Source organism: Flagellimonas oceanensis (assembly GCF_003992595.1).
GTDB classification, from domain to species: domain Bacteria; phylum Bacteroidota; class Bacteroidia; order Flavobacteriales; family Flavobacteriaceae; genus Flagellimonas; species Flagellimonas oceanensis.
Genome location: NZ_RZNA01000015.1, coordinates 16909 through 27562, shown reverse-complemented (window position 1 = coordinate 27562; position 10654 = coordinate 16909). Strand labels below are relative to the sequence as shown.

Sequence of the window (10654 nt, the reverse complement as noted above, 5' to 3'; positions counted from 1 at the left end):
ACCAACGGCTGGACAATGCCTGCAGGCGGGCATCGGACTATGGGGCCTATAATTACAGCATGGTGGAGCGGATACTGAAAAAAGGGTGGGACACCCTGGAGGACGACCCGGAGGATACCTCCGAGGTCCCGGACCACGATAACATCAGGGGAGGAAACTATTATAAATGACAAACATTAAAACAGACAACATGAACACAAAGACATTGGAACAGATGAAACAGCTCAGGCTCCACGGGATGCTCAGGGCCTTTGACACCAGCCTCTCGCCCGAGAGCATGGACTATACCAACGATGAACTGGTGGCCTATCTGGTACAGTCCGAATGGGACGATAGGCACAACCGCAAGATCGAGCGCCTGACAAAGGCCGCAAGGTTCAGGTACGGTGCCGTTATGGAGGCCATCGATTACGGCCCTGGAAGGAACATCGACAGGAACAGGATACAGCGCTACGCCTCCTGTGGATTTATACGCAAGGGTGAAAATATGCTCATTACCGGGAGCACCGGGGTCGGCAAGAGCTATCTGGCCTCCGCCATCGGGCACCAGGCCTGCTCAATGGGGCACAGGACCATGTACTTCAACACGGCCAAACTCTTTACCTTGCTCAAAACCTCAAAGGCGGACGGGTCCTATCTAAAATTCATTGGAAAACTTGAAAAACAGGACCTGCTCATACTGGATGACTTTGGCCTAAAACCATTGGACAACATCAACAGGCACTCTTTGATGGAGATCATAGAGGACAGGCACGGCAAAAGGTCCACCATTATAGCCTCACAACTGCCCGTGGAGGCATGGCACGATGTCATCGGTGAAAAAACGATCGCCGACGCCATCCTTGACCGGCTGGTGCACTCGGCTCACAGGGTGGACATAAAAGGGGAATCAATGAGAAAAAAAATTAAAAATAAACGTTAACTTCAGCACCAAAATGAGTCGATCTCGTGCACTTGATTTGCACTGCTCACTTTCATCCGCCGCAGGTGGTATACATTGACCGCCCTATCCAGCTTTAGCGTCTTAACGACAACGATTTTATGTCAAAGTAATTTGCTTTAAACATTCGTTGTATTATTTCCAACGCACCATCTCGTCTCATATACTAGTACTAGATAATCACTTTTTATCGCGTGTGCCAAGCCAGACATGCGAAGCATTGATGAATTCCTTAAAAAACAAGAAACCAGAGCATGAATAAATTCATCCCAAAGTCGGATCGCATTTTCTATAGCTCCTTACCCTAAAGTTTAACGTTTCTTTTCTTAAACGATTGATAATAAATTCTTAATAAATCTAGAATCTATTTGTTAATTATAATACTGATTATTTCTATCTTATAATCATTTTATATTTAACACATGGACGATTTTAGAAGATTTTTGTTAAAACAGTTTAGAATCAATCTCACTGAAAGAGATAAAGATCCATCTGTCACATTTTCTAGGTTAAAATATTTTTATGACTATTCAGATATATGTTAATGTATAGTAGTGGCACGTCGCAATAGTGGAGTGGATATAAATCAATTCGTCTGGATTGGCCAAGTTCTGGTGCTCCAGTGCATATTCACCATCTTGTAGTGCCTTTGCATATTCATGATGAAACAATTCATTTCTGGATTTAATAAGCAAGAAAACAAAAGCCGTACGGTCCACCTCCTCTATATTGATGTGAGGTTCAATATCATCCAAGAGCGTGCGCATTTCCTCCTTTACCCCTATTTGTTGCAGCTTCCATGCTTTTTCCAGCATCGGCAAAATACTATCTGTCTTTTGAGTGACGTCTATGGATTGATAGGATTCCAATAAGGAAGTCAATGCTATTCTCGTACTGTCACTTTGTGACAATTGGGAGCTGGATATCTGACTTACAAGCAAAAACACAAGCATTGGTAAGATGCTCCCCTTAAACCGAAAGGTAAATTTCATTGAGGTTGGTTTAACTACGGTATTATTGGTTCGTACAGGCGACATGCATGGCATGATGGGCCTTTACTTTGTAACTCTTAACGTGCCTATGCCTTTAAAAGTATGGCAAAATGCCCTGTTTATGGTCCTTTAGGTCATTTCGCGAACATCTTTAGGTTTGATTTTGCAAGAACTTCAAAACTAAAATCATCAAACCCAGCTTGCTATCCAAGGTTACAAAGTCAAACAAATATCCAAATTAATCCCTTGTACTTGAAGACCATTTATCGCCAATTCCAAAAATGGCTGTAAACTACTAGGGAAGTAAGCTTTGCTTTTCCAAAGCAAAGAAACATAACGCGAGAACATTATAGTACAACTAATGAACATTAGCAAAATACGGATAGCTATAATCAGTGTTGCTCAGATACTTATTCTTACTGATCAGGTACATTAATAACCCAATTATAGTCTTCCACCAATTCGTTCAATAAAGGAATTTGTCGGTCCAAAACAATGGCTAGATCATGGAAGATAATTGCCCCCCTTGTTTTGGGGTTGTTTTTCTGGCCCTGAAAAACAGCATCCAATAATTCTTCCTCATCCAACAAACGGGCATCAGCCAAATCAATACGAGTGAGATTATCCCAACTTTCTGGAGCAGACACCTCAAGTAAACGAATGGATGATAGATTCAAAGATTCCAGTTCAACTTGCCGCGTGAGGTCCAATTCTTCTATATGATTTCCGTACAAGTTCAAAAGCCAAAGTTCCCGATTGTTGGATAGGTCCAGTGCCTCTATTTGATTGGCAGCCAGGTTTAAGTATGAAACTTTTAAATTGTTAGACAGATTTAGTTGAGTAAGATTATTATTGATAATAAGCAAGCTTTCTAGGTTTATGTTAGCACTAAGGTCTATTTCATCCAGTTCATTGGATTGCAGTTCCAAATAGGTCAATTTTTGGTTTTGTGAAACATCCAACATGCTCGTCTTATGCTGCCGGATAGATAGATGGTACAAATCGGGATATAGTGTTAAGTCCAGATTTTCCGCAATCCCTGTGATTCCCAAAAATTTCAACTTGGTCAAAGCTGATAAACCCTTAATTTCAGTGTCAAAACCGCTGTTTACAATCAACAATTCCAATAAGGGGTTTTTAGAAACATCAATGGAAGTCAAATTTCCAAAACGCACTCCCAAATGCTGTAGATTTGGGAATGTCTCCAGAATTGAATCTATGTTTGTCAAATTATGGTCTCCCAAACTCAGGTGGGTTAAACTGGGTAATTCTTCCAATTCAAGGGTCTGAATCTTATCGCCCTTACCGTTTCCGGTAATTTGCAGATTCAGCCCTGTTACTTCCCTCCTATCCGTAGTGCTCAATGTAATAGTGTACTCGCCCGAGGACGTGTAATGATGCTCAATCCTATCACTAGAAGATTCTGGTTCTGAGGGAGCTACAGCCACCTCTTCATTGCCATCTCCCCAATCAATATGATAAAGCGAAGTAGGACTTTGCTTTACTATCACGTCTATAAACCTAAACTGGGTTAGTCCATCAGTTTCAGATTGCACTTTAAAGGTTGCTATCTTTTGGTTTTTATAGTGTTCAAATTGAAGGGTAAGTGGCTTATCAACCGTATAGTTTTGCAACTCTTCCTGCGCAATGTAAATTTTTATACGTCCGAAATCTTGATCTTCCACTGCGAATATGTAGGTACCCTCAGTTTCCAAATTCAATTCAATTTCTTGCACTTCATTATAAGATATTCCATTCTCCCGATGAACTCGTCCACCATCATAAGTTATAACCAAATCTCCAACTCCCGAATCGTTATTTTTAGTTACAATCTGAATCGGCAATAGTTGATTTGGACTCTCTTCTTGATCGATATCCGTTTTTTCACAGGAAAAAAACAGGAAACCAACTAAAGATATGATTGATAGTTTAAAGAGTTTGAAGTTGAGTGGCATGGGGTTTATATTGAATAATACCTAACGCAGAAAACATTACGATTAGTGCCCCTATTAATTATTTTCGGTTATGTGTTCATTTTCATTTCATGGAAAGCTTTTCACTATCTCTTTTTGAGAAGCTTTCATAAGCACTTTTATGGAGACTTTTTCAGAAACGAAAGACAAAATATTTGTCATTTGCTTATGGATCTTAAGGAGGCGGTAATGGAAATATATCTGAATGTCAAAAAGTAATTCAATATGCCCTTGAAGTTTACATAGATGTCTATTCTATCGAAACACTCTATACTATAGGTTTTTTCCAATATTAACAGGAAGGCCAACTCGAAAACCAAACCTTAAATCTCCTTCATCTCCAGAAGGATATAGGTTCAAGTCAGTCCTATCCAGAAAAAGCTGTAAAGTCAATAACACATCTTGATCCTTTTTAGAAATTAGTGATAAAAGAATACCTGTTCTTAGCGGATATCTTTCAATAGAGGAAACATCTTCAGAGTTAAAACCAGTTCTATTATACCCAATGCTTCCAAAAATTCCAATATTTTCTAAAAACTTCCAGTATACTTCAAATGTATAATCCTGTCTAAATCCAAACTCATACGGACTGGAAGAGATATAGGCCTCTTTACTTTGAATAATACTTACTTCATCTCCTTCCAATGGTTGGTCTGTTGCCTGAAAAAACCCAAAAGTTCTTTTTGTAAATGAATCAAAATTGGAGCCTCGGGAAAGACCTATCAAGCCTCTAATTAGAATAAACCGGCTATTATTATTTTGCCATAACTGATTTAGTTGGCCTCTAATTCCGAAAAGACTACCCCTTTCATCATTAAATCTATTGCTGAAGCTGGAGGAAGTTGATTCTTGGTCAAATAGAGGCAAGATTTCACGTGAATAGAATATTGAACCTCCTCCAAAAGTTACTGTTTTAGAATTCCAAATATCATTAACATTATTGAGTTCCTGATTATCCAGTGAATCTTTCAAAGTCAAATACCTGGACTCATACTTTTCAAAATCCTTAATCAGTTTAATGTAGTTGATTTTTTTATCTAGAGTAATAGTTATCGGCCAGTATCTATCGGTTATTTCTTTTTCTTCTTCGTCAAATTTCTTTATCTCAAACTTACGGTCTCCGTTTTCGCCATCTTTAGAATATTTTTTTATTATTTCTGCTTTTTCATTTGCTCCAAGTTTATACGAACTTATATCAAAAAGCTCACTATGTTTTTCAAAATATTTACAGTAATTCCTATATTTTAAAGGAATTTTTTTTGACCCACAATCAACATCTATAAAATCAATACTAAGTTCACTTTTAATGAATTTCTTAAGCAAGGCATAGTTCTTTTTATAGTGTTGTACAGAATCTACTTCGTAAACTGCTTTCTTAATGAATGCTAATTGCGAGTCAAGGTTATCTTTGACATTGTATTTTCTCCTTTCAAATGTTCCAAATAAATTAAATGTAAAGGTCGCCTTGGTTGCTTTGTCACTCTGGTCGAAGAAATATACGCCATCATTTACGGTAAAATCTCCTTCTATCGTACCCAACATATTCCCAATATTTAGATATCCACTGGCACTAATCTCCGTACGTTCCTCGTTTAATTCAAATTCTAAACCTTGATTGGTGCCACTTTTACCCAAAATCAAAAAGTTAAGACTTCTTCTTGCTAAAGTGTTAAAAGCTGATGGACTTACTAGATTATTTGATTTTTGGTTCTTTAATTGCGGCCTGGTTATCGTCGGAATGGGCACCTGCTGGGAGTTATTTTGGGATTTTTGCGAATAACTGGAAAAGCAAAAAAATAAGACGATCCATATGGTAATTTTGTACTTTTTTTTCATGTTTTATAAATTATATCAGGTTGTTTAATAATCATAAAACTTATTAAGGCTGGCAATCAACACCTATAAGAAGGTATTTTTTTGCGCGGGGGAAGTAAGTCGTAGGAAGTCAAATACTTGAGGTTGTTAAACTTACGAAATGTAGTAAAAATACCATTGCACGAAAACCTTAAAAATTCTGGGGTTTTTGTCCAATTTTCCGCCTTTTTCCCTATCCTTTCACGATTTTAGGCAAAAAAGCTATGCTTTGAAACGCAAATATCTGATAACGAGACAGCAACACCTTACAACGAATTGCGTAAATTGGGGGAATCAAAGTACCAACCAACTCAAACCTTTTATTTGTATGAAAAACATACCTGCAGGGTATTTGCTCCTATTACTCGGACTATGCCTCAACCCGCTACAAGCCCAAACTACCCATCATTACCAAACCGATTTTTCCGTTGAGAACTTTACCGAACGTAGAAATACGATATTCAATGCCATTGGCAACAATGCCATCGCCCTGATTCAAGGGGCTGGCGGTGTACCCGGTTTCAGTGTTTTTAGACAAACCAATACCTTTTATTACCTCACAGGGCTGGAAACTGACCATGCCTACCTTCTACTGAACGGAAAAAACAAACAAACCACGCTTTATCTACCGCACAGGGATGAAGGCCGTGAAAGAGGGCAAGGCAAAATATTGTCTGCCGAAGACGACGCACTCGTCAAGGAACTTACCGGGGTATATCATGTGAAAGGATACGAATTCTTATCCGCCGACCTCCTTCGTACCGGACTGATAAAATCCGACACCCCTTTGCTCTATACTCCCTTGGGCCCCGCAGAAACCGGAAACGACAGCAGGGATGAACTCTTGTACGGACAGGCCCGCGCCACAGCCGACCCGTGGGATGTTTCGCCAACTCGCGAAGCACTATTTGTGCAACACCTGCAATCACAGTTCCCACAGTTCAAAATCAACGACCTGTCCCCTATTTTGGATGGGATGCGATTGATTAAAAGCAAAGAGGAAATCGCCCTTATCAGAAAAGCTACGCAAATTGCCGGCCTGGCCATCATTGAAGCCATGAAATCCACAGCACCTGGTGTGTATGAGTATCAGTTGGATGCGGTTGCCAAGTATATTTTTCATGTGAACGGTTCCCGCGGCGATGGGTACGCATCGATTATCGGAGGGGGCACCAATGCCTTCATGGGGCACTATTTCCATAAAACGGATGTACTCAAATCCGAGGATTTGGTGTTGATGGATTACGCACCGGACTACCACTATTACACCAGTGATGTAACCAGAATATGGCCCGTGAACGGTAAATTCGACCCTGCCCAAAAGGAATTGTACAATTACATCGAGGCTTACAGGGATGCACTTTTCAAATACATCAAACCCGGAGTCACTTCGGATGAGGTGCTGGACAAAGCAGCTGCAGACATGGAGGCGTATTTAGTGGGGAAGACTTTCGCTAAACCACATTATATGAAAGCCGTACAAGAAGGCGTCAAATTCAGGGGTCATTTTCAGCACCCTGTGGGCATGGCGGTTCACGATGTTGGAAATGTGCGTAGGGTTCCTTTACAACCCGGGATGGTGTTTACAATAGACCCCATGATCTGGATTCCAGAGGAACGGCTCTACATTAGAATTGAAGATGTGGCATTGGTTACCGAAGATGGTGTGGAAAACATGAGCGCTTTTGTGCCTTCGTCCTGGGAAGATGTGGAAAAGACCATCAAGGAAAAAGGCATCATGGAATTTCGTGAGCCAGACGATTTACCTTTAAAGAAACAATAAAAAAACTGCCAACTTTAGACGGTTGGCAGTTCTGTTCAATAATTGGGATAATTTATAGTATTTCGATCACTTCAAGGTCGAATACCAAATCTTGGCCCGCCAACGGGTGGTTGGCATCCAATATGATATCGTTCTCCTCTACTTTGGCGACTCTAAACTGTTGTTGCTGTCCCTGAGCATTGGAACCTACCAAGCCCATTCCCACTTCTGGTTTGATATCTTCAGGCAGTTGGGATTTGGATATCTTTTGAAAAAGCGACTCATTTACCTCTCCATACGCATCTTGCTTGTCAATGGTAATGGTTTTCTTTTCGTTCACGGCCATATCGATAAGTCCTTTTTCAAAACCTGGTATAAGTTGACCCTGACCCAAGGCTACCTCCATAGGTTCGCGCTCCAACGAACTGTCAAAAACCTGTCCATTGGTCAATTTACCTGTGTAGTGCACCTTTACAGTGTCATTCTCTTTTACTGTACTCATAATTTTTGTTTATAGTTTTAAAATCAAAACGTTGCAAATATACAGGGTATAAAACGGTTAAACGAAGGAGTTGCCCATTGGTTTCACTAAAAACGGGTATTTGTACCGATTCTTTACTCCAAAAGTGCCAATTTGTTGGTTAAGAAGCTTTGTGTGCTGTCCGTTTCAATTTCCAACCAGACAGGAAGATGGTCGCTGACCTGATTTCGTTTCCAATATCGGTTGAAATAAGAGATAAATGCTTCGTCGGAAGTCAAATTGGATGGGTCATCCTTATGCTGCAACATCAACTCGTGATATTTTGATATTTCATTCGGCGTATTTTGATAGACGTAGTCGAATAATTTAAAGACCCCTCCCCTTTCCAGTCCATTCTCGTCCTTACCTATTTTAAAGTATTTGTCCACATGCAAAAAGATACGGTCGTAAATCTGGTTGAGGCTGGTATTGGTGTATTTGCCTTTGAGTCCTTCGCTTTCCACGAAACCTTTATCGTTCATCAATTGTACGATATCCTCATCCTCCTTGTACAAATTGGTGTCGCCCAACACAATCAAATTGCGGTCCTCGAAGGACGAGCGGTTGAGTTTGAGTTCCAAAAGTTGCATAAGGAGCCGCACTTCTTCTTTTCTGATTTCCTTGTCTGATGGGTTTCCATCGCCATTGCTATCTTCTCCAGGGTGAAGATGCAAGCTCACAATGGAGAATTTCTTCCAACCACTTTCAAAACCTGTAAACGTTGGGGTCCGTTTCAGTTGTTTGATGATGGGGTTGTCGGAGATAAACTCATCAGGGATTACAAGTTCGCCTGAAAGTCCAGAGTGGGTCACTCGGCGTGAATCGTAAATAAAGCCAAAGCGCTCCTCGTTGCCCGCTGTGCCTTCGGTGACATCACTAATGGTGTACTTCCAATCACTTCCCAAAAGACTCATGATTTTGTCAAAGTGGTCTAAATCCCCATTGATTTCTTGTAGCGCGACAATATCAAACGCATTGATAATCTCTGCTATGTAAAAAAGGGATTCCGCCGTTCGGTCTTTTAATCTTCCAAAATTTTTGATGTTCCATGAGGCCAACAATAGGTTTTTATCCACACCCTTGGACGGAATGTTGTTCAAAAGGCCCTCTTTAAGCTGTAGGAGCCCTTTAATAGTTCGTTCTTTGCCCTCATTATCCAACATTCTTGCATAGTTCTTGTTTTTACTGAGCATGACCAGAAAATAGCGATTGGTGTTCAGTTCCTCGTCAGGCCTCAGGTCGGTGTACCACATAGTTTTAGTTTTAAAATATTCTACAATGTATATGGGAAACCTTTTAGAACTATATTTTGATGGGAACGGATGTGAAGTCAACCATTCTAGCGACTTCTACAAAATACCTTATAAATATATGGAATTATTGGGTGGCTCAATTGGCCGGAATCCTTAAAAAAAAGAATGGTTTTTATGGTTGATTTTTAGAGTTTTACCCCAATAAAAAGACCCTGAACAAAGAGCTTCATTCAGGGTCATAAATTTAATTTATGATTCGCTCGCCAATACCTTTGTTGGCGTTTGCTCCTTTAGCTTTCCCTTTAGACCAAAAAGCGGACGCAAAAACCATATTCTCCGTATCAGGAACTCGTACAACAGATAACACACGGCAAAAGTGAACAGGGTGATACCAACAAATTGTAAGACCGGATGCATCTTCAGTGGCAAAATCAACAGACCGCCCAAGTACATCACAAACATATGAATGATATAAACTGGATAGGCCGCTTGGCTCAGATACCGTAGCAGTTCACTTGGTTTGTTCAAGTAGCGATATCCGAGTCCAAAGACACCAAAAATCCAACAGTTGGATTCCAAGGCCATGAGATACCCCGGCGCCTCCAAATCAAATTCCAAATATCGAACAGCGTACAAAACCAAGCCAAGTGCCAAATAGCCCCAACGCCATTTTTTTACAGTGTCCCAAAAGTGCTGACCGCTATACACGAACAAATACCCGAAAAAGAAGGCCAAAGCACCTAAAAAGAAGCCGTGCCAGGTTTCGGCGTACAAGGAATATATCTGTGGCTTTACCAAAATAGCTTCCAACATAAAAAAGAGGGAAATAAATAAAGGTCCAGCAGGGTTGGACATTATTCTGTTCAAAACTTGTTTGAACCTCCCCGCTTCTCTATGCTTCAACACATAAAAAATGGGTAAAAACAGCAGCACGTAGACAAAAATATTCCCCAAGAACCAAAGGTGTCCCATGTGTGGGTAATATCCCAAAGGCAGCTTATAGAATTTTTGAAAAATGAACATATGCAATGGAGCAATGGCCACTATTCCAAATAATAAGGGCAATAGAATTCTTCTGGCTCGCTCCCCTATCAACTGTTTCCAGTTGCGCTTTCGCATGGCAAAAAAGAGCCCCATACCCGATACAAAGAACAAAATTGGAATTCGCCACACATTGAGCATGCTCATTGGGGTCCACAGACCTTCGAGCGGTTGTTCGCTTCGTATAAAGCCAACAAACATGGCCCAAGGCTGAAAAATGATGGCGATGTGATAGATCAATAGCAAGGCTATGGTAATGACCCTCAACCAGTCTATATCGTGTCTACGTGCTGTTTTCATGATTTCTGTCGTTTTTTGA

The 10654-nt window shown here is 40.4% G+C and carries 8 protein-coding genes; 2 read left to right on the top strand and 6 right to left on the bottom strand.

Annotation, left to right across the window (positions count from 1 at the left end; translation table 11 throughout):
• Positions 1–190 precede the first annotated feature (190 nt).
• Positions 191–922: an IS21-like element helper ATPase IstB gene (gene istB, locus EO132_RS04600; protein ID WP_127136804.1), complete on the top strand. Its 732-nt coding sequence runs from the start codon at positions 191–193 to the stop codon at positions 920–922.
• A gap of 548 nt (positions 923–1470) precedes the next feature.
• On the opposite strand, the gene EO132_RS04595 is transcribed toward istB, so the two are convergent.
• The 3 genes from EO132_RS04595 to EO132_RS04585 all read right to left on the bottom strand — a co-directional run bounded on the left by EO132_RS04595 (position 1471) and on the right by EO132_RS04585 (position 5741).
• Positions 1471–1932 carry a hypothetical protein gene (locus EO132_RS04595; protein ID WP_127136803.1) on the bottom strand — a complete coding sequence of 154 codons (462 nt, stop codon included), beginning with the start codon at positions 1930–1932 and terminating at the stop codon, positions 1471–1473.
• A 416-nt stretch (positions 1933–2348) separates the two neighbouring features.
• Positions 2349–3887 carry a leucine-rich repeat domain-containing protein gene (locus tag EO132_RS04590; RefSeq protein ID WP_127136802.1) on the bottom strand — a complete coding sequence of 513 codons (1539 nt, stop codon included), beginning with the start codon at positions 3885–3887 and terminating at the stop codon, positions 2349–2351.
• A gap of 291 nt (positions 3888–4178) precedes the next feature.
• Positions 4179–5741, bottom strand: coding sequence for a hypothetical protein (locus tag EO132_RS04585; RefSeq protein WP_127136801.1), 1563 nt, complete (start codon positions 5739–5741; stop codon positions 4179–4181).
• A 346-nt stretch (positions 5742–6087) separates the two neighbouring features.
• Between EO132_RS04585 and EO132_RS04580 the strand changes: the two genes are divergently transcribed.
• The gene (locus EO132_RS04580) at positions 6088–7542 is read left to right on the top strand and encodes an aminopeptidase P N-terminal domain-containing protein (protein ID WP_127136800.1); all 1455 of its coding nucleotides are present in this window, start codon (positions 6088–6090) and stop codon (positions 7540–7542) included.
• Positions 7543–7594: 52 nt separating this feature from the next.
• Here EO132_RS04580 and EO132_RS04575 read toward each other — a convergent pair whose 3' ends face one another.
• The 3 genes from EO132_RS04575 to EO132_RS04565 form a co-directional block, all read right to left on the bottom strand.
• Entirely contained in the window at positions 7595–8023 is a 429-nt protein-coding gene (locus tag EO132_RS04575; protein WP_127136799.1) for an FKBP-type peptidyl-prolyl cis-trans isomerase, read from the bottom strand.
• Positions 8024–8136: 113 nt separating this feature from the next.
• The gene (locus tag EO132_RS04570; protein WP_127136798.1) at positions 8137–9294 is read right to left on the bottom strand and encodes an endonuclease/exonuclease/phosphatase family protein; all 1158 of its coding nucleotides are present in this window, start codon (positions 9292–9294) and stop codon (positions 8137–8139) included.
• Between the two features lie 249 nt (positions 9295–9543).
• A complete protein-coding gene (locus tag EO132_RS04565) occupies positions 9544–10635 on the bottom strand; it encodes an acyltransferase family protein (protein ID WP_127136797.1) in 1092 nt (363 codons plus the stop codon).
• Positions 10636–10654: the final 19 nt, after the last annotated feature.

Coding starts and splice junctions, on each gene's coding strand:
- EO132_RS04590 (WP_127136802.1), bottom strand. CDS start 3,887: ATGCCACTCAACTTCAAACTCTTTAAACTATCAATCATATCTTTAGTT.
- EO132_RS04570 (WP_127136798.1), bottom strand. CDS start 9,294: ATGTGGTACACCGACCTGAGGCCTGACGAGGAACTGAACACCAATCGC.
- EO132_RS04575 (WP_127136799.1), bottom strand. CDS start 8,023: ATGAGTACAGTAAAAGAGAATGACACTGTAAAGGTGCACTACACAGGT.
- EO132_RS04565 (WP_127136797.1), bottom strand. CDS start 10,635: ATGAAAACAGCACGTAGACACGATATAGACTGGTTGAGGGTCATTACC.
- EO132_RS04595 (WP_127136803.1), bottom strand. CDS start 1,932: ATGAAATTTACCTTTCGGTTTAAGGGGAGCATCTTACCAATGCTTGTG.
- istB (WP_127136804.1), top strand. CDS start 191: ATGAACACAAAGACATTGGAACAGATGAAACAGCTCAGGCTCCACGGG.
- EO132_RS04585 (WP_127136801.1), bottom strand. CDS start 5,741: ATGAAAAAAAAGTACAAAATTACCATATGGATCGTCTTATTTTTTTGC.
- EO132_RS04580 (WP_127136800.1), top strand. CDS start 6,088: ATGAAAAACATACCTGCAGGGTATTTGCTCCTATTACTCGGACTATGC.